The sequence below is a fragment of the Alteromonas sp. AWM4_230 genome (assembly GCF_056158305.1).
Genome location: NZ_JBSWTB010000001.1, coordinates 4,372,303 through 4,392,148, shown reverse-complemented (window position 1 = coordinate 4,392,148; position 19,846 = coordinate 4,372,303). Strand labels below are relative to the sequence as shown.

19 protein-coding genes are annotated in these 19,846 nt (G+C 45.0%); 7 read left to right on the top strand and 12 right to left on the bottom strand.

The features are described 5' to 3' along the window. Positions 1-64: 64 nt before the first annotated feature. The 3 genes from ACXACS_RS18845 (at position 65) to ACXACS_RS18835 (ending at position 4,645) form a co-directional block, all read left to right on the top strand. Positions 65-2,128, top strand: a complete 2,064-nt coding sequence (locus tag ACXACS_RS18845; RefSeq protein WP_474808890.1) for a transglycosylase SLT domain-containing protein — start codon at positions 65-67, stop codon at positions 2,126-2,128. A 172-nt stretch (positions 2,129-2,300) separates the two neighbouring features. Beyond that, positions 2,301-3,632 carry a Xaa-Pro dipeptidase gene (pepQ, locus tag ACXACS_RS18840; protein ID WP_474808888.1) on the top strand — a complete coding sequence of 444 codons (1,332 nt, stop codon included), beginning with the start codon at positions 2,301-2,303 and terminating at the stop codon, positions 3,630-3,632. A gap of 296 nt (positions 3,633-3,928) precedes the next feature. After that, positions 3,929-4,645 carry a ZIP family metal transporter gene (locus ACXACS_RS18835; RefSeq protein WP_474808887.1) on the top strand — a complete coding sequence of 239 codons (717 nt, stop codon included), beginning with the start codon at positions 3,929-3,931 and terminating at the stop codon, positions 4,643-4,645. 111 nt (positions 4,646-4,756) lie between these two features. Here the strand turns inward: ACXACS_RS18835 and ispB are convergent, their stop codons facing one another. Beyond that, positions 4,757-5,731 carry an octaprenyl diphosphate synthase gene (gene ispB, locus ACXACS_RS18830; RefSeq protein WP_474808885.1) on the bottom strand — a complete coding sequence of 325 codons (975 nt, stop codon included), beginning with the start codon at positions 5,729-5,731 and terminating at the stop codon, positions 4,757-4,759. 984 nt (positions 5,732-6,715) lie between these two features. Between ispB and rplU the strand changes: the two genes are divergently transcribed. The 3 genes from rplU (at position 6,716) to cgtA (ending at position 8,735) form a co-directional block, all read left to right on the top strand. Beyond that, complete coding sequence (gene rplU, locus ACXACS_RS18825) at positions 6,716-7,027, top strand: 50S ribosomal protein L21 (RefSeq protein WP_012517169.1); 312 nt, start codon at positions 6,716-6,718, stop codon at positions 7,025-7,027. Between the two features lie 15 nt (positions 7,028-7,042). Further along, positions 7,043-7,300, top strand: coding sequence for a 50S ribosomal protein L27 (gene rpmA / locus ACXACS_RS18820; protein ID WP_012517170.1), 258 nt, complete (start codon positions 7,043-7,045; stop codon positions 7,298-7,300). A gap of 256 nt (positions 7,301-7,556) precedes the next feature. Beyond that, the gene (gene cgtA, locus ACXACS_RS18815; protein WP_474808883.1) at positions 7,557-8,735 is read left to right on the top strand and encodes an Obg family GTPase CgtA; all 1,179 of its coding nucleotides are present in this window, start codon (positions 7,557-7,559) and stop codon (positions 8,733-8,735) included. A 158-nt stretch (positions 8,736-8,893) separates the two neighbouring features. On the opposite strand, the gene ACXACS_RS18810 is transcribed toward cgtA, so the two are convergent. Then, positions 8,894-9,259: a hypothetical protein gene (locus ACXACS_RS18810; protein WP_474808881.1), complete on the bottom strand. Its 366-nt coding sequence runs from the start codon at positions 9,257-9,259 to the stop codon at positions 8,894-8,896. Between the two features lie 163 nt (positions 9,260-9,422). On the opposite strand from ACXACS_RS18810, the gene folA reads away from it, so the two are divergent. Then, the gene (gene folA, locus ACXACS_RS18805) at positions 9,423-9,920 is read left to right on the top strand and encodes a type 3 dihydrofolate reductase (RefSeq protein ID WP_474809336.1); all 498 of its coding nucleotides are present in this window, start codon (positions 9,423-9,425) and stop codon (positions 9,918-9,920) included. Between the two features lie 130 nt (positions 9,921-10,050). On the opposite strand, the gene rpoS is transcribed toward folA, so the two are convergent. From rpoS to ACXACS_RS18755, 10 genes are all read right to left on the bottom strand, one after another. Beyond that, positions 10,051-11,043 carry an RNA polymerase sigma factor RpoS gene (gene rpoS / locus ACXACS_RS18800; RefSeq protein ID WP_118490355.1) on the bottom strand — a complete coding sequence of 331 codons (993 nt, stop codon included), beginning with the start codon at positions 11,041-11,043 and terminating at the stop codon, positions 10,051-10,053. A gap of 72 nt (positions 11,044-11,115) precedes the next feature. Further along, a complete protein-coding gene (locus ACXACS_RS18795) occupies positions 11,116-11,985 on the bottom strand; it encodes a peptidoglycan DD-metalloendopeptidase family protein (protein WP_474808880.1) in 870 nt (289 codons plus the stop codon). A gap of 1 nt (position 11,986) precedes the next feature. Then, on the bottom strand, positions 11,987-12,565 hold the full coding sequence (locus ACXACS_RS18790; protein ID WP_474808878.1) for a YqaA family protein: 579 nt from the start codon (positions 12,563-12,565) through the stop codon (positions 11,987-11,989). Continuing rightward, positions 12,562-13,197, bottom strand: a complete 636-nt coding sequence (locus ACXACS_RS18785; protein WP_014948160.1) for a protein-L-isoaspartate(D-aspartate) O-methyltransferase — start codon at positions 13,195-13,197, stop codon at positions 12,562-12,564. Before ACXACS_RS18785 ends, ACXACS_RS18790 begins: the two co-directional genes overlap by 4 nt. Before the next feature lie 82 nt (positions 13,198-13,279). Next, positions 13,280-14,365 carry a tRNA pseudouridine(13) synthase TruD gene (gene truD / locus ACXACS_RS18780; protein ID WP_474808876.1) on the bottom strand — a complete coding sequence of 362 codons (1,086 nt, stop codon included), beginning with the start codon at positions 14,363-14,365 and terminating at the stop codon, positions 13,280-13,282. Next, positions 14,362-14,835, bottom strand: a complete 474-nt coding sequence (gene ispF / locus ACXACS_RS18775; protein ID WP_474808874.1) for a 2-C-methyl-D-erythritol 2,4-cyclodiphosphate synthase — start codon at positions 14,833-14,835, stop codon at positions 14,362-14,364. Before ispF ends, truD begins: the two co-directional genes overlap by 4 nt. Beyond that, the gene (gene ispD / locus ACXACS_RS18770; RefSeq protein ID WP_474808872.1) at positions 14,835-15,593 is read right to left on the bottom strand and encodes a 2-C-methyl-D-erythritol 4-phosphate cytidylyltransferase; all 759 of its coding nucleotides are present in this window, start codon (positions 15,591-15,593) and stop codon (positions 14,835-14,837) included. The genes ispF and ispD overlap by 1 nt, the downstream gene beginning before the upstream one ends. 5 nt (positions 15,594-15,598) lie before the next feature. Continuing rightward, entirely contained in the window at positions 15,599-15,889 is a 291-nt protein-coding gene (gene ftsB, locus ACXACS_RS18765) for a cell division protein FtsB (protein WP_179982290.1), read from the bottom strand. A gap of 98 nt (positions 15,890-15,987) precedes the next feature. Then, positions 15,988-17,703, bottom strand: a complete 1,716-nt coding sequence (locus ACXACS_RS18760; RefSeq protein ID WP_474808870.1) for a TIGR03545 family protein — start codon at positions 17,701-17,703, stop codon at positions 15,988-15,990. A gap of 331 nt (positions 17,704-18,034) precedes the next feature. Continuing rightward, positions 18,035-19,657 (bottom strand): methyl-accepting chemotaxis protein, encoded by a 1,623-nt coding sequence (locus tag ACXACS_RS18755; RefSeq protein ID WP_474808868.1) that lies wholly within the window; start codon positions 19,655-19,657, stop codon positions 18,035-18,037. Positions 19,658-19,846 lie beyond the last annotated feature (189 nt).

The following is a 19,846-nucleotide window of genomic DNA, read 5'->3' as shown; positions in this document are numbered from 1 at the left end:
TCGATTAGGCAAAGTTGCCAGCGCTCATAAGCGTTCGAGTGTAGAGCAGGGTAGGAGTTCTATTGTGTCTGGTTTTAATTTTAGTTCGAGGTTAGGTCAGCGCTCGCTGACAAAAAACAATAAATTACTCGCCACGCTAGTGGGGGCACTAGTTTGCTCGCTTTCTTCAGTTTTCTCTATCAGCGCATGGGCTGCACAGCCGTTAACGCTACCCAATGATATTTTCGAAAGCGATCGTGCCCGCTATTTAGAAGTTGAAAAGAAGCTACTTACTTACTCGAAACACCGCCTTCAACACCTTGATAACGACATTTATGAGTTAGCGCATTATCCACTTTATCCGTATCTGCTACGGCTTAAACTAGAGCGCACCATGTCAATCAAAACAAAGCGCGAAGTTAGTCAGTTTTTGGACGACTTTAACGGTCAGCCAGTAAGCTACGGGGTGCGCTACAAGTGGCTCAACTACTTAGCTAAAAAAGATTACCGCAGCACCTTTCTAGAAAATTATCGCCCCGGTATGGGCGCGCGGCTTACCTGTGTTGCGCTTAATTACCGTTTAAAAGAAGGTGAAAGCGAACAAGATATTCTCCATGAAGTGGATGCGCTTTGGCTTCATGGTCAGTCCCAGCCTGACGAATGCGATCCGCTTTTTGCGAAGTGGAAAAAAGCGGGCATGATGACACCAGACATGGTGATAAAACGCATTGAAATTGCGGCAAAAGAAGACAACCGAAGTATTATCTCTTACCTAAAACGCCAACTTCCCAGCGATAAGCAATACATTGCAGACGCATGGTTATCGGTAACCCGCGACACCAGCCGCGTTAATAAAACCGCGCTTTTCCCACTTAAAAATACTTCGCATGAAGCTGAGGTAATAGTGTGGGCAATAGAAAAACTAGCCTGGCGAAACCCTGATTTAGCGGGCAAGGTATTTAACCGCTACAACGATAAGAACGTGTTTTCCAAAGCCCAGCAACACGTTATGCGAAGAGCAATAGCGCTTAGCTACACACTAGACCGCCTTCCCCAAGCCCATCAGTGGCTAGAGCTAGCTGATGTTAACGGCGCCAGTGATGATGTAAAGCTATGGCACGTTTCTCATTTGTTGCGCATGAAGAATTGGCAGGAAGTGGTGAATGTTATTGAAAGCGCCCCCGCCAGCCTGCAGCAAGAAGAAAACTATCGTTATTGGAAGGCCCGTGCTTTAGAAGCGCTTGGTCAAACTATGCAGGCTACAGTGTTGTACAAAGAACTTGCGCAAGAACGCCATTATTATGGCTTTATGGCCAGTGCACATGTAGGCGAAATTCCATCGCTTGCGCATACGCCAGCGCCAAGAGACACGGCAGCTATAGCCAGTGTGGCTAAAACCCCCGCTACCATGCGCGCTGTAGAATTTTTCAGGTTAGACAGAACCACAGAAGCGCGCCGTGAGTGGTTCTATTTACTGTCACATTTACCCAAATCAAAAGTAACCGATGCGGGTATTTTGGCGTACGAGTGGGGGTTATACGACCAAGCAATTACCAGCTTCGCAAGAAGCGGCTATTGGGACGACGTTGAGCGCCGGTTCCCACTAGCGTTTAGCGATGTATTCAGCGAAAAATCTCAGGCCTATAGCATTTCGAAGTCGCTAGCTATGGCTATTGCACGCCGCGAAAGCTCGTTTAGAAGTGACGCTATCTCGCCTGTTGGAGCGGCAGGTTTAATGCAGCTAATGCCAGGAACAGCGCGTTACGTGGCAAAAGAGAAAGTAAGTAGAAACAAGCTGTTCAAAGTGGACGACAACGTTGATTATGGTGTGCAGTACCTTCGTTACTTAATGGACAAGCTCAATAATAACCCGGTGCTGGTTTCTGCCTCTTACAACGCGGGATGGCGTAAAGTGTTGGAATGGCTGCCTGCTGATGAAGCGCTTCCGGTCGATATCTGGATTGAGAATATCCCTTATAAAGAAACTCGCGCCTACGTAAAAGCGGTAATGGCGTACCAGCATATCTACGACCACCAGCTAGGTGGAAACGAGAATATCTTCCCTCAACTTACCCAGGATATGATCCCTTCCGCAGACGCGGTAAGTACACACCCAGTAACAGGAACTCTTCAACTAGCGCCACGTTAGTAACGTGAGGGTGGGCGTACACAGGTACGCCTGGGTTTACCTTGCGTGGGGGCGAGCACTGGCGATTTAACGTAAACCACAGCGCAGTGGTCGGGGTCAGCATGCACGTTATACTGACCTCGTGATACACTATAAAGTGTTACATCTAACGACTAAAAAGATAAGAGGGGCTATGTCGCAACATCAAGCAACCTACCAACAGCATATCGAAGAGCTTCAAGCTCGTACTCGCGAAGCATTACAGCGAGAAGGACTCGACGGGCTAGTGATTCACTCGGGGCAAGGCAAGCGCCTTTTCTTAGACGATAATCATTACCCATTCAAGGTAAACCCGCAGTTCAAAGCATGGGTGCCAGTTATTGATAACCCTAACTGTTGGCTGGTGGTGAACGGTGTAGACAAGCCTACGCTTATTTTCTACCGTCCCGAAGACTTCTGGCACAAAGTGCCGCCAGAGCCAAATGATTTCTGGACTGACAGCTTCGACATTAAATTGCTTCAACAGGCCGATGCAGTAGAGAAATTCCTGCCTTATGACAAAAGCCGTTTGGCTTATGTAGGCGAATACATTGAGGTGGCCAAAGCGCTGGGCTTTGATAACGTAAACCCAGACCGCGTGTTACATTATTTGCACTATCAACGTGCTTATAAAACCGATTACGAGCTAGATTGTATGCGCGAAGCTAACAAGTTAGCGGTAGCAGGGCATAAAGCGGCTGCGCAAGCCTTCCGTGAAGGAAAAAGCGAGTTAGATATTAACCTTGCTTATGCAACGGCAAGCCGACAAGGCGATAACGATGTGCCTTACACCAGTATTGTGGCACTTAACGAGCATGCTTCAATTCTTCACTATATGCAGTGCGATACAGTAGCGCCAAAAGAATCCCGTTCGTTTTTGATTGATGCGGGTGCGAATTACCATGGCTATGCGGCAGATATTACGCGTACTTATGCTCAAGACGGTGTTCAGAATTCAGCGATGTTTCGCGACCTTATTCAGGCAGTAGACAAGGTAACGCTGACCTTGGTCGATTCGTTGAAACCTGGCGTAGCTTATACCGACATTCATTTGCTAGCCCATGACGGCATTGCACAAATTCTTCACGATACCGGCATGGTGAATTTAACGCCGCCAGAAATCGTAGAAATGGGGATTACGCGCACGTTCTTCCCACACGGCATTGGTCACTTCTTAGGCCTTCAGGTGCACGATGTTGGCGGTCTTGTAAACGACGATCGCGGTACGCCTAAGCCTGCTCCTGATGATCACCCGTTCTTGCGCTGTACGCGTATGGTTGAAGCCCGTCAGGTTTTCACTATTGAACCTGGCTTGTACTTCATCGAAAGCTTGCTTCGAGACCTAAAAGCGACGCCTGCGTCTAAATACATTAACTGGGATACTATTGATGCATACAAGCCGTTTGGCGGTATTCGTATTGAAGACAATATTATTGTGCATCGCGATAAGAACGAAAATATGACCCGAGATTTAGATTTAAATTAATCGGGCTTTTCTGAGCATAGCTAACGGCAACCTCAAACTATTTTCATGAATGCAAAGAGCAGCCTTAGGCTGCTCTTTTTTGTTACGCGTTTAGAAAAAGGCTCTGAATTTTAAATTATTCTGGCAATCTGAAAGGGAACAGCCATTCCTGCATTCCCACGCTTCGCTATGAAGCTTGCGAGCGCCTTCTGAGTGGGCAATTATCTATGCGGATTGGAATTACTTGTAAACCAATGGTGCTGTGTGAAGTAATTAATAAATAAACATGTACTGACAAAAGCGAGAAAGGAGTCTTTATGTCACAAAGCGATATTGTAGGTTTACTGGTAATGGCAACGGTAGCAGGCCTTGCCATGCCTGCGGGCGCTATTTTAGCAACGTACCAAGGTATTCAACCTAAGTGGTTAGAAAAAGAGTTACGCCACGGCATTTTAGCGCTTGGGGCAGGGGCGCTTATTTCGGCGGTAGGTCTTGTGCTTGTGCCAGAAGGGATAAAAGACGTATCGGTATTTGCTGCCATATTGTGTTTTATTGGTGGCGCCTTAGCTTTTATGGCCCTTGATATTTATTTAGCGAAAAAGAAAACCGCAGGCAGCCAGTTAGCCGCTATGCTCAGTGACTTTGTGCCAGAGTCTATCGCCCTTGGTACCACGGCAGCTTTAGGCGGAGGTACCATGCTATTAGGCCTATTGATTGCGGTTCAAAATTTACCTGAAGGGTTTAACGCCTACAGAGAAATGTTGCCCAAAAACAAACAGCGCAGCAATAAACTCATTGTTATCTTTGTTCTGATGGCGTTACTCGGGCCGTTATTCAGTTTGCTAGGCTTTTACTACTTAGCCCAGTTCCCAGTGATTATGAGCGGGATTATGCTGTTTGCTGCAGGCGGTATTCTTTATTCAGTGTTCCAGGATATAGCACCGCAAATTCGTATGGAAAACCATTGGTTACCACCCCTAGGCGGTATTCTTGGCTTCTTAGTTGGTCTTGTAGGTTTTATGCTTGAAGGTTAGCGTTTCAATAAGTAGTTAGTTTTAGTAATTGGTTAACGCCAATAAAAAAGGCGTGTTGCTTACAACACGCCTACTCATATCACTTATTGACAATTGTTTATTTATCGCTAGTTAGCTCGTACGCTCAATTGAAATATGCGCCAGTGCAATAAGCGCTTCTTTGTATTCAGAATCTTCGACAGCGTTTAGACTATCAATGGCCATTTGCACTTCTTTTTGGGCACATTCTCGTGTGTAGTCCAAAGCGCCGGTTTCTTCCATAATACCTTGAATACGGTTTAAATGTGGCAGGCCATTGCTTTGCTCAATGGCTTCTTGAATAAGTGCTTTATCGTCGTCATTCTTAGCGTGCCACATAGCGTACAGTAATGGCAGGGTAGGTTTACCCTCGGCTAAGTCGTCGCCAGCATTTTTACCCATTTCTTCGCTGTCAGCCATATAATCCAGAATATCGTCAGCAAGCTGAAAGGCTGTGCCTAAGTGTTTACCGTATTCTTGCATAGCGTGCTCAATGTGCTCGTCTTGATCAGTCAAAACAGCCGCTAACTGTGTTGCCGCTTCAAACAAACGTGCCGTTTTACCGTAGATAACATCAAAGTAACGTGCTTCTGTAGTGCTGGCATCGTTACAATTCATCAACTGCAACACTTCGCCTTCGGCTATTTGGTTCGTGGCTTCCGACAATATTTCCATAACGCGCATGCGCTTTAGGCTTACCATCATTTGGAAAGAGCGGGTGTAAAGAAAGTCACCTACTAATACTGAGGCCTGATTACCAAAGATAGCATTCGCAGTCTCTCGACCTCTGCGCATGGTCGACTCGTCAACCACATCGTCGTGCAACAGGGTTGCGGTATGAATGAATTCTACAATGGCTGCAAGGGTATGATGGTCGTTGTTACCTATGCCCATTGCCCGCGCACTTAGCACGGTAAGTAGAGGGCGTAAGCGTTTGCCGCCACTGTTTACAATATAAAAGCCAAGCTGATTAATTAGGGCAACATCAGAATCGACTTGTTGTTGAATCAGTTGGTTAACCGCCTGCATATCATCATTAGACAGGGCGCGGATTTGATCTATATCCATAGGCATGGCAATAAATACTTACTCTTACGTCTTGGGCAATGGTTGCTGGCGATTGTACCTTAATCATCTGTACTATCCACCAAATTGTCTTAAAAAATGACGGCTTAACGTATTTACGTGTAATTTCTTAATTACGCTTAAACTTGTTTTAGAAATTGCACAAAAGCATTTTTCATCAGAGATTCGAAACTCTTTTAAACATTGTTTTTTCAATAGTGTTCAATTTGCGTTATTCGCTTACTTGAGCTTTGCCCATTAATACTTCCTTATGCAATTAATTGTAATTATAGGCACTCTTAATTGTTTTTCCTTTCAAAGGGCGATTTTTTTACTTTTTACGTGCAGATGTAATGCGCATTACTAGCTACTAAAGCTAGCTATTTAGCCAAGCAACTAGAGCGGATGACCAGTTACAGAAATTCACGGATCCCACATCAAGCCGATAAGGGAACGTGACGATCTAACTTTGCGATCCAATAGACAATCGAAAAGCCAAACTACAAAAGTAGTACTAGGACTAGATAGTAAATAGGAGCGCAGCTTATCTGGTAAGAAACGCTCTTTTATCCTTTTACCGATAGTGCCGAACTATTCAGGATCTCACTTGGGCGATCGCAAATGCCTCTATTAGATCGCTTATTGCTTTTTGCCTGATCGCTAGCGCTGCAAGTCAAACCGCCAGCGGCCTTTATGAGTTCGCTGTCGTCTTGTTCGCACTTTTTGTCAATATTCTTTGGAAATAGCCCAAGTTTTTATAGTTAGCGATCCTACTTTTTGCTGATTTCTCGAAATAATTTGTGAAATTTTAATAGTTTCTGAGCATTTGAAGCTGCATCAAATAAGCAATTGAGGCATAATTCGCCCCATGTTGGAAAAATAATCATTTTTTCTGCGAATCGGGCTTGTGATTTACGGATGTTTCACGTACAATTCGCGCCCTGTTTTTTGAATTGAAGCGTCAGTGGACGCAGAGCGGAGTTAACTATGTACGCGGTTTTCCAAAGTGGCGGTAAACAACACCGTGTGGCCGAAGGCCAAACCGTTCGTCTTGAAAAAATCGAAGTAGCCCCAGGCGAAACGGTTGAATTTGACAAAGTTTTAATGGTAAGCAACGGTGACGACGTAAAAATCGGCACACCAATCGTTGCTGGTGGTAAGGTGACTGCTGAGGTTGTTACACACGGTCGTGGCGATAAAGTAAAAATCGTTAAGTTCCGTCGTCGTAAGCACTCTCGTAAGCAAGCGGGTCACCGTCAGTGGTTCACAGAAGTGAAAATCACTGGTATCAACGCATAATAGGAGCACGAACACATGGCACACAAAAAAGCTGGTGGTAGTACCAAAAACGGTCGTGATTCAGAGAGTAAACGCCTAGGTGTTAAGCGCTTTGGTGGCGAATCTGTTCTTGCTGGTAACATCATTGTTCGTCAACGTGGTACTCGTTTCCACGCTGGTGACAACATGGGTATCGGTAAAGACCACACGTTGTTTGCACTAAAAGACGGTAAAGTTCAGTTCGACGTTAAAGGACCGAAGAACCGTAAATTTGTAAGCATCGTAGCTGAGTAAGCGCGAAAGCTTCTCGCCGAACAGGCTTAGAAAAACCCCGCGCAAGCGGGGTTTTTTGTTTTGTGAAACCTTTCTTTCTTTTACTGTTCTTATTTGTAGCGTGTAAATTCTAGAACGAATTAACGCTAGGCAAGGTTTTACTTCTCGTTTTTTAGAATGCTGAGCAGACACAAAAGCGCCAATGGGTAATTTGGTGTAAACTTAGTATTCGCATTAAAAAGTTAACAACCCACGGCATTACAGCCCGGAGTGATAAATGAAATTTGTAGATGAAGCTGAAATTCGCGTTGAAGCCGGTGACGGCGGCAACGGTACCATTGGCTTTAGAAGGGAAAAATACGTACCTAAAGGTGGCCCAGACGGTGGCGACGGTGGTGACGGCGGCAGCGTATTCTTACAAGCCGATGAAAACCTAAATACATTGATCGATTATCGCTTCGAGCGCTTTCACCGTGCTGAGCGCGGCCAAAATGGGCAAGGCGGCAACTGTATCGGTAAGAAAGGCAAAGACCTTACTGTAATGGTGCCTGTGGGAACACGCGCCACTGATAGCGATACGGGTGAAGTGCTAGGCGACTTAACTCGTCATGGTCAAAAGCTTAAAGTGGCACAAGGTGGTTTTCACGGTTTAGGTAATGCTCGCTTTAAAAGCAGCACAAACCGTGCCCCACGCCAAAAGACCAATGGTACACCAGGTGAAATTCGCAACCTTAAGCTAGAGCTTATGCTTCTAGCCGATGTTGGCTTACTCGGTATGCCTAACGCGGGTAAATCAACTTTTATCCGCTCTGTATCGGCAGCTAAACCTAAAGTGGCTGACTACCCGTTTACTACGCTAGTGCCTAACTTAGGTGTGGTTCGCCAAGACTCACAGCGTAGCTTCGTTGTCGCTGATATTCCTGGTTTGATTGAAGGTGCAGCCGATGGTGCTGGATTAGGCATACGCTTCTTAAAGCACTTAGAGCGTTGTCGTATCTTGCTTCACGTGGTAGATATTTTCCCTGTTGATGAAACCGATCCTGCCGAACATGCAAAAGCGATCATTGAAGAGCTTGAAAAATACAGCCCTAAATTGGCAGAAAAGCCCCGTTGGTTGGTATTTAATAAAGTCGATTTGCTGCTTGAAGAAGAAGCTGAAGAGCGCTGTCAGCATGTTATTGACGCATTAGAATGGGAAGGCCCAGTTTACCAAATCTCTGCGTTCCAAAAGATGAATCTAGATCCTTTGTGTAATGACATTATGGACTTCATCGAGACCCTTCCAGCAGAACTGGAAGAAGAAGAAGAGAAGAAAGAAGTGGAGTTCAAGTGGGACACCTACCACAAGAATACGCTTGAAGCTCATGATGAATTCGAAGGCGACTTGGGTGACGATCTCGATGATGACGACTGGGACGAAGACGACTACGACGTGGAAGTTGAGTATCGTCGCTGAGAAACAGTCGCTGACTAACAGCCATTCAGAAGCACTGGTCGAAGATAGCTTCTGTGAGTTAGTGATTTAAGCAGTCACTAGCAATCAACTCACAAAACATTAAGCTCGTACATTTGCCAAAGCAAAGTGCGAGCTTTTTTGTAAGGTGAACACCATTTCTACACCGCAAATCGCAGCGGTATTTCGTTGTTTACAATATTGTTAGAAGCTTCTATTACTGTGTGGGCTCTGTCTACTATGGCATTTCTGTGATGGGTAAGTCTTAAATGAAAATAAATATCTTCAAGTAAACTGGTCAAACTCATAATTTTAGTCGTCATAGCGCTGTTTTCGCCACCATCAACTTCAAGCAATATGACGGCGATATCAAATGCACAACCAAGATAGGGAATCGCTTCACTTAACTGGCCACTTTGCATAAGCATAGTGCCCTGCATTTCGTCCCGTGCCATTACGTGTAGCGCTTGCTCTGGATTGTTGTAAACCCAGTCTGCATGTTTAGGGCATAAATAATTTATAAGCATGGTAGCCACCTCCTAACTCTACACTAAATTACTTTTACAATGCATGCAAATGATAATTGTTATTGTTTGCTTTAAGGTGTTGGCGCATTTCCTATCTGATGTTGATATACTTTGCCTTGAAGAATTAGAACTTAGTCTGAAGGTGTAAAAAATGAAAATAGCGATGATTGCTGCTATGGCAAAAAACAGAATTATCGGTGCAGACAATGATATGCCGTGGCATTTACCCGCTGACTTGAAGCATTTTAAAGCTATCACCTTGGGCAAGGCAGTTATCATGGGGCGCAAAACCTACGAATCAATCGGTAGGGCGCTTCCGGGTAGGCCAAATATCGTCATTACCACTAATGCTAACTACAGTTTATCTGACGCTACTGTGGTCGACTCGCCGGAATCAGCATTTGAGGTCGCAAAAGCGCTAAGTAACAGTAATGGACAGAATGACGAAGTAATGATTATTGGTGGCGGTACTATCTACCAGTCATTTTTAGATAGAGCGGATACCTTGTACCTTACACATATTGATCTTTCAGTAGAGGGAGATACCCAGTTTCCAGATTATGAGGCAGCAGCAAGTTGGAATGAAGTATCGCGAGAAGCACATAGCGCCGATGAAAAGAATGCGCATGATTATACTTTTGTGACGCTTGAAAAGAACTAATATAGTCAGAACTAGTAGAAGCTTGCTAGGTTACTTTGAATTTAAAATAAAAAAATGCCAGTGTTGAAACGCTCGTTTAAGAGCGTCACAACACTGGCATTTTAGCATTACTCTGCAATATGAGTAGTAGCTACTTCATTTGGTCGAACAAGTTTTCTAATGAAAGACCTTGATGACCCAGCATATCGCGAAGACGGCGAAGTGCTTCTACTTGAATTTGACGAACACGCTCACGTGTTAAGCCAATTTCTGCACCAACATCTTCAAGGGTTGAAGGCTCATATCCCATAAGGCCAAAACGGCGAGCGAGCACTTCGCGCTGCTTAGGATTTAGCTCTTCAAGCCAAGTTACGATATTACTCTTGATATCAGAGTCTTGTAAGCTCTCTTCAGGGCTAAACTCTTTCTCATCAGCAATTATATCAAGCAGTGCTTTGTCATTTTCTCCGCCAATAGGCGTATCGACAGAGGTAATGCGTTCATTTAAACGAAGCATCTTTGTTACATCTTCCACTGGCTTATCAAGCGCCGCCGCAATTTCTTCTGCAGTTGGCTCATGGTCAAGCTTTTGTGAAAGTTCACGAGAAGCACGTAAATAAACGTTTAGCTCTTTTACTACGTGGATTGGCAAACGAATAGTACGCGTTTGATTCATAATAGCGCGTTCGATAGTTTGGCGAATCCACCAGGTTGCATACGTTGAAAAGCGGAATCCGCGTTCAGGATCAAACTTTTCTACGGCACGGATTAGACCCAAGTTACCTTCTTCAATTAAATCGAGAAGTGCTAATCCACGGTTGTTATAACGGCGAGCAATCTTTACAACAAGGCGAAGGTTGCTAACAATCATACGTTTGCGAGAGGCTTCGCAGCCTTTCAGTGAGCGGCGCGCAAAATAAACTTCTTCTTCTGCGGTTAGCAGTGGTGAAAAACCAATCTCGCCTAGATAAAGCTGTGTGGCATCTAGGTTTTTAGGTTGGTCATCCTGACTGAAAATGGCATCGTCATTTTCTAGTTCAGCGTCGTTGGTTAAGGTTTCGTCAGCTTTCATATCAGCTGGCATATCGATGACATCTAAGTCATCTTGCGGTTTTGATTCCAAGGCTTTATTTGACTTACCCATCATGAATCTCCTGCTACAAGGTTTACCTTATGACGTTTCTCCTTTGTCTTTTTTTATTGTTATTTATTTTTATTATTTTAATACTGGCAGGTATTTCATCGGGTCTAATGATTTCCCTCTATACCTAACTTCAAAGTGAAGTTTTACCGAATTTGTTCCGCTATCACCCATGGTTGCAATCTGCTGCCCCGCTGACACCCATTCTCGTTCTTTAACTAAAATAGTGTCGTTGTAGGCGTAAGCACTTAAGAAAGTATCGGTGTGTTTGATAATAACTAACTTACCGTAACCTCTTAAGGCACTCCCTGAGTAAACAACTTTTCCATCTGCTGCTGCGACGACTTTACTGCCTTTGGCACCAGCGATATCAATTCCTTTATTGCCTGACTCTGACTTACTGAAGGTACCAACTAACTTACCTTCTGCAGGCCAAACCCACTTTTGTACTTTGCCTGGGAAGCTCGTTGGCGTTTGTTCTTTGACGCTTTGTGACGGCTTCTTGACAGTCGTAACTTTTTGTGGCTTAACAACTTTTTCACTTTCACGATACGCTGGTGGCGATGGGCGGTCAACCAAACTTTTGTCTACATTTGAGGTGGTCGGAGTTGTTGACCGTTTGGTCTTCGCCTTAGGTTTTACGGGGGCTACGGCTACATTTGAGGGTGGTGTAACCTTTAAAATTTGACCAGGAAAAATGGTGTAAGGGGCTGATAACTGGTTGTATTTTGCTAAATCGCGATAGTCGTTTCCGGTGTACCAAGCTACTGCGTAAAGTGTATCGCCTCGTTGTACTTTATAGGTTTTTTTTGTGTACTCTTCGCTTCCATCTGAAACTTGACTATTTAATAAAACAACGGGGGCAGGAGCACTTCTTCCTGCGCATCCCCCGATAAGTACACAAAAATATAACAAAAAACCTATATAAAAAAGAGGCTTATGCATATCATCGCAGCAGTAAATAGGCGACTACTGCAAGGATGACAACTGCCCACCCAAGCACTTCTACGTACTGTCTTAGCTTTTGCTCCATTGCGGCTCCTCCCCAGCGCATAAGAGCTGCAACTAAGAAAAATCGCGCGCCGCGCCCAATGGCGGATGCAAGCACAAAGGGAAGAAAAGCCATCTGTAAAAAACCGGCACTAACGGTGAAGATCTTATAAGGAATGGGTGAGAAACCCGCTAAGAAGACTACCCATACACCATAATCTTTAAACCACTGCATTGCAGTTTCAATTTTATGGGTATACCCCCAGCTTTCTATAAGCGGAGCTAGCCAAGCATCAAACGCGAAGTAACCAAGCCAGTAGCCAGCAATACCACCCAAAATAGAGGCAATGGTAGTAATTAGAGCAAACTGCCATGCCTTATTAGGCTGCGACAAGGCCATTGGTGCAAGCATCACGTCAGGGGGAATGGGGAAGAAAACTGACTCTGAGAAGCTTAACCCACCTAAATATTTAGTTGCGTGGCGATGCCTCGCCCAGCGTAACGCCATGTCATAACACGGCTCAAAAAGCTTCACATTAGCTCTCCTGCTACAAGAGGAACAAATCGAACCGATTCAATGGTCGACGTTTTTAGTTCCCCTTCAATCCTATCAATACACAGCAACGATTGTTGTTCGTTACCCACGGGAATTATAAGTCGCCCACCTTCTTTTAGCTGATCGCACAAGTCTTGCGGAAGGCTAGCAGCGGCAGCGGTAACAATAATGGCGTCATATGGGCCTTTTGACGCCCAGCCTTTCCAACCATCGCCGTGTTTCATTGCAATATTGTGAAGGTCGAGTTGATTCATTCGACGCTTCGCTTGAAACTGCAATGATTTAATACGTTCTACACTAAAAACTTTCGCAAAAAGCTGTGCAAGAATAGCCGTTTGATAACCTGAGCCTGTGCCTATCTCCAGCACTTTTTCAGGTTTGTTTGGGCTATCAAGCAATAGCTCTGTCATTTTCGCAACGATATAAGGCTGCGAAATTGTCTGGCCCTGGCCTATCGGCAATGCCGTATTTTGATAAGCCTTATGTTTTAGCGCGTCGGGCAAGAAGCTCTCCCGCGGCGTACCAGCAATGGCGTTTAATACTGCTTGCGAACGTATTCCCTCGTTATAAAGCAGTTGTGCTAACGCGTCTCCTTTTCTAGAAGCTCTCATGATGTTGCGTACTTTCCTTTATTTTTATTCACAGCTACGCGAGGTTAAAACTGTTGCGCGCCACACTTTTCTATCAATACTGTTAAACCCGGTTAATGGGGGATAAGGTCTCCACGCACTCTCTAAGGACCGAGGTTGCAAAGCAGCCGCTTGGAAGCGCAAACGAGATAGTAAATGTATCACCCTTACTCTGCCATTCAAGCTGCGAAGGCCAAATTTTTATCGCTCGGCGCTCTTGTTCGAACCCGCATTGACTTAGAAAATCGATAACTTCGCTATTTTGCGCAGCAACGGACTGTTCCAAAGCTAAGGAATCTGCTTGCGTAACAAGTGTACCTTTACCCCAAAGCGGCGCTGAAGGACACACGTCTTTGGCAGCAAAGCGACGTTGAGCATCTTGTTGCTGTTCTGAGCCTTCAGCACCTTCGTTGATGAAAAAGCTATTAGACCCGGAAAGCACCAGTGCATCGCCATGGTTTACTTTATCAAATGTGCCTTTTTCAAGGCGCGTAGAAAGCATTTCATTGAATAGCCAGCTGCGCAGAGCTGAAAGCGCCATAGAGCGTTTGTTACGATGCCTAATGGTTTCGCCATTGACCATGCGCTCGGCCATTACCAGGTTTCCGCCACGCTGCACTTCACCCATATCATTTAAGCGCATTACCCCAAAGCGTTGCTCGCCGTAGTAATTAGGTACCCCGTGTGCTGCTATTTCTTGCAAACGCTCTTCAATAGCTTCTGGGTGCAAGACCTGACGCAAGGTAATAGTAAAGTGGTTGCCTTTAAGCTGACCCGTACGCAGCTTTTTGTTGTGACGCATTTGTTTGAGTACTTTAACGCCTTCCAGTTCGAAATTGCTAAAATCGAAATCTGGTTTGCCTGGGGCGTGTATGCCAAACCACTGTTGTGTTACTGCGTATTTATCTTTACGACCAGCATAAGTAATTTGGCGTAGTGGCAGGTTAACGAAGCGCGCCAGTTGCTCAGCAACAAATGCGGTATTTGTGTTGGTTTTTTCAATAAACACAAACTGGTGCTCGCCTTCTCCACAGGGGGTATAGCCCAAATCCTCGACAACTTGAAAGTCGTCGGCTTGGAATTTAAATATGCCAGTAGATACAGGCTTTGTGAAATAGTACTGCCAGTGATCAGTGTTTAAGGGCTTCATAGTTTTTCCAATAGCACGACAGCGTGAGAGGCAATGCCTTCTTTGCGGCCGGTGTAACCGAGTTTTTCCGTCGTCGTAGCTTTTACGTTGATGTCGTCAAGCGCGACATTACAGTCTTCGGCTATAATCTCGCGCATAGCAGAAATATGCGGTGCCATTTTAGGTGCTTGCGCCACAATGGTCATATCAGCATTACTTAGCTTGTAGCCTTTTTCTTTTACTACATTCACAACGTGACGTAACAGTACGCGACTGTCTGCACCTGCATAGGCATCGTCTGTATCCGGGAAATGTTTGCCGATATCACCAAGTGCTGCTGCACCTAGCATTGCATCGCAAAGTGCGTGAAGCAATACGTCGCCATCAGAATGTGCCACTAGGCCTTGTTCGTAGTCGATGCGCACGCCACCTATGGTGATGGGACCTTCGCCGCCAAATTTGTGTACATCGAAACCGTGTCCTATTCGCATTATAAGTTTGCCTTTTGATCTTGTGCGCTATGGCTTTGTAGGTTGTTGCCTTGCGCGCTAAATTTTTGCTTAAGATAGAATTCTGCCAAAGGAAGATCGGCTGGGTGAGTTATTTTTATATTTGCTGGGCTTCCATTAACCATAGCTACCTTGTAGCCAGCAAGTTCCATAGCCGACGCCTCGTCAGTAATCGCTGCGCCTTTTGCTAAACCGTCCTGAAGGGCCTGCTTTAAAAGTGTTGCGGGAAAGAACTGTGGCGTTAGTGCGTGCCATAGGCCGTCTCTGTCCTCGGTGTGAGAAATGATACTGGTATCAGTATTGGTATCAAGCGCAACTCGCTTCATGGTATCTCTAACAGGCGTTGCCAGAATACCGCCGGCAACCGACTTATTGTCTATTAAGGCGATAAGCGCCGAAATATCACTCTTTTCAATACAGGGGCGAGCTGCATCGTGCACCAAAGCCCAGTCATGCTCTCCTAAAGACATGATACCATTGAGTACGCTGTCTGCCCGTTCCTTGCCACCGTCTACCACGTGAATCGGTTTTTCCCGCAGTCCATAGGTATCGAAATATGCGTCGCCTGGGCTAATGGCCACTACAACCTCGTTAACTAATGGGTGGGTTAACAAAGCGTCTATGGTATGTTCAAGAATGGTTTTACCGTTTAAGGTAAGGTACTGTTTGGGACGGTCGGCTTTCATGCGGCTGCCAACTCCGGCTGCGGGGATAACCGCAACAACGCGGGGCGATGTCATTTTATTCACTTAGCATCTGCGGGCAAAATACGGTAAAAGGTTTCTCCCTTTTTAATCAAACCGAGTTCATTTCGCGCTCTTTCTTCAATGGCTTCTAAACCAATTTTTAAATCGCTGATATCAGCTTTAAGTAACGCATTGCGTTGAGCAAGGTTTGCGTTTTGAAGGGCTTGTGTATGAACTTCTTGTTTTCGGTTGAAGTAATCGGGAATACTATTTTTTCCAAACCATAGTCTGTATTGCAATAGACCAAGAAGTACTATTAACACAATGGGAAGCCATTTACCTTGTAACACAGATTCACCTGACAATATGGTTAAGCGGAAAAAAGCAGAGGCGCTATGCCTCTGCTGTGTTGTATTATGCCGCGAAGCAGCGCCGAGTCAAAGGTGCATTATTCACCCTGACCAAATTTACCCTTCAATTTATCAAACAGTTTACTTTTTTGCTGCTCTACAACGTTGTTAAGCTGAGCTTGAAGTAGCTCCTGAAGGGCTGCACTGTCGCCTTGGGCTGCGCTTAGCATACTGTTAACGTCAACGAGCTCACCAGACAGTAGTGATTGCTCGCTACTTATCATGCTATTGAGCTTATTGTTTAATTCATCAAGTTTGTCTTTCTGGCTGTCAGTTAGCTGGGAAAGCGCCGCCTTAGCTAACTTATTATCAAGGTCAGACTTGATATTAAAGCCAGGGTCCGAAAGGGTACCATCAAGCAGCATAGTCATGTTCAAGCTGGTTAGTGTTTGCAATGCCTGGGCTATAGCACTGGTAATATCACTGGTGCCCGTTGCTTCCATGACAAGCTGCTGTAGATCGACTTCGCCGGTACCGGTAAGCATGTTATCAGTGACTTTCATCGACCCGTTTGTTTTCATTAGCGCTGATTTAAGCACCGCATTAAGTGTTTCATTGCCGCTAAAAGAAATGTCAGACATATTCACGCCGGCTAGTTCCCATACCTGGCTAGCATCAACACCTTCACCATCAATCCAAAACTCACCGCTAGAAGTAAACGACTTTAATAACTCGCCAGCCGCTTCAATAGTGAAGGTGGTTGGGTTACCAAATACTTCGTGAACGTTAGTGATATTGTTCCATTTGCTAGTGATAGATTCGTTTTGCCATAGTACAGAGACATTAGCCTCTTTTACTAAAATTGAGGGTACGTCAGCAGGCGCTTCGCTTTTTTCTTCGCCCTGAATAAGCGGCATAACTATTTGCATTGCGGCCATTAAATACTCAGTGTATTCCGCTGCTTTATCGCCAAATACAAAATAGGTTACCTGAGAAAGGGCGGCCTGATCGCCAGCAATAACACCTTTAAGTAAAGCATAGTCTTCCTGAGGTGCTTTTTTGAGCGCTTCAACACTTTCACTTAAAGCTTGTTTTGCATCGCTAGCCTTTTCAGTGAAGTTGCTGATAAGCGCGCGGTCTGCCTGCATCTCTTCTTTCAGTTTATCGAATGCTGACTTGGCTTGAACCAACGCTTGAGGATCTTTGTAATCCGTTTCTTTTAGCTCAGCGACCTGTGTTTTGTAGTACTCAATGCGTGATTTATCAGGCAAAGATTCATAGTCGTCTTTCAAACCTTTGCCATAGGTATCGTAAGCAGCCTTTGCATTTTCGATGGCTGCGGTCGTTTTTAGCGGGTTGCGTGCAAGAAGCTCATCAACCGTAGGCACGGCCTCTTTCGCTTTCGTTTTGATTTCATCAAACGACAGGGAGCGTTCTGGGACGCGATACACTTCACCTTCAGACTCACGCTCAGTATCAAACTGTACTTTAAGTAGGTTTAGGTTATTAACAATAACCTGATCATCAAGCAGTGGCTTTAACTCTACGTCGGCATTCGCTTCACCCACAAAAACTTGGTTGTGAGATGGCTTGGTTGGGTTGGTTAGCGCGATGCCTTTCAGCGTAACGGTAGTGGGGAAAAGAGAATGGTCGAACTCGTCGATGTTCACTTCTGCGCCGTATGACTCACCTAATTTTGACTCAAGAATAGATTTTATAATGGTGTTGGCGAACAAAAAGTACACCAAGAATAACAACACAAAAAAACCGGCTACCCATGTTAAAATAGGCTTCCCCTTAGAACCACTACTCATATTCAACTCCTTGATTTGATACGCGTCTAACGTTACAAGCGCTTAAGCCATTGCCAAATTGCGATAGCACAGCCGATTACCTAGAAGAAATCGGCACTCGGCCACTTAATGTGATTCTGAGTGTAATGCACTCAGGCATTTTGTTCCACAGGCAGAGCTTGTCGCTGATGGTTTAAGAGCGTCTAAATGCTACAAAGTTTCGTTATTAGTATCGAAAACAATCGCATTTAAAGTTTGAGTTAAAACAAGGAAGGATATAAAGAAAGGTGTAAGCGGCCTGAACACGCGCGAATTGCTTCACGGGTTCTTTAGGCCGCGGTCGGTAAGAAGTTTACAGCTTAAAACGGTTAGCTATATCCATAATTGCCAAACAACTGCTTTTTAGTGCTTGGCTTGCAGCAGCCAGTTCATCTGCTGTTTTCAAGCTACTATCTGCAGCCCCCGATAATGCATTTATTCGCATATTCGCTTCAGTGGCGGCTTCTGCTTGCTGTTCAGTAGCCCGGGCAATTTCACTGCTCATGTCAGCAATTTCCGTCATTAAACGGTCAGCCTCCTGAAGATTCTGGTTTGCTTGAATAGCATTGTCTACTGTTGTGGCTGACGCAGCCTGACTGACTTTCACAGCATCTACTGCGCTTTTGGCATTAGTCTGTAGCTTTTCTATCATAGCTTGAATTTCATCGGTACTTTGTCCAGTTCGACTTGCCAAGGTGCGAACTTCATCAGCGACAACGGCGAAGCCCCTTCCTTGTTCACCGGCTCGAGCAGCTTCAATCGCAGCATTTAGGGCGAGTAAGTTGGTTTGTTCCGCAATGCCTCGAATTACGTCAAGCACAGCTCCGATACTGTCTGTTTGCGCAGCAAGTTCAGTCACTACGTTGCTCACGCTTTCTATATTAGAGGTCAGCGAGCGGATATCTTGCACCGTACTGTCTACTACAGCTGCGCCGTTTTGAACGTTCCCTCGAGCACTACTTGTACTCTTTTCCGCAGAATCCGCATTGCTACTGACATCGTTAATCTGTGTTGTCATTTCTTCCATTGCTGCGGCAACTTGGAGCATATTCTCGTTTTGTGTTTGCGCTTGTGCATTACTATTTTGGCTGGATGACTCTACGAGTTCAGCTTGCTGGGTAAGAGAGCTAATATTTTCGCGAATACCCAGTAAAGACTGACGCATTTTATCGGTATACTCGTTAAAGTAGCGGGCTAACCGAGTAACTTCGTCTTGCCCAGTTTCAGGAAGAGAGCGAGTCAGATCGCCTTCTCCCTGAGAAATACCTTTCATCCGTTCAGACACTTCTTGGACAGGTTTTACAATGCTTCCACCTATTATGTAAACCAGCAATACAACCAACACAATGCTTACTAGGCAAAATACCAAAATTAGATTGCGAAGGTGTGCGAACTCTTCTTCAAGGTTTGTAAGGTAGATCCCAGAACCTACAGTCCAGCCCCACGGTTTAAATTCTTTTACATAAGAAATTTTGTCAGTAGGGGTTTCTTCGCCGGGAAGAGGCCACACGTAATCAACAAAGCCGTCACCTTGCGCTTTAACTTTCTGCGCCATTTCTATAAAAAAGGCTTTGCCGTTTCCGTCTTTAAACGTTCTTAGGTCTTTACCGTCGAGCGCCGGCTTGATGGGATGCATAACCATAGAAGGGGTTTGGTCTTGGATCCAAAAGTAATTGCTGCCGTCATATCGCAGCGCTTTTACCGCTGCTAGCGCTTGTTGTTTAGCCGTAGCCTCATCTACGTCGGTACGCGCTTCAAAGCTACTTAGCATGGTATGAACCACTTCGACCAAGTGTTGGTTTTCGTCATAGGACTTTTGCTTTAAAGCTTCGTAGTGCCTGTTTAAAACAACAGCAGTTAGCAATACAAACAGCAGAGTAATTAGAGCAACAATAATGCCCAGTCGTTGAATTAAGCTAAATTTTCGTAACCACATTGGCAATACCTAATTATTATTTTGTTTTTTTATAGTGTAGTCGGTTTTTAGTTAGCCGCTTTTTATTGCGATTAAAAATACATCATTTTCAACAAGCTTTTACTACGAGCTTTTACTACGAGCTTTGGCGTAGTGAGTTAACGGACTGATTAACTAAAGCTGGAGGAGCTTTGAAAGGGTAGTATATGT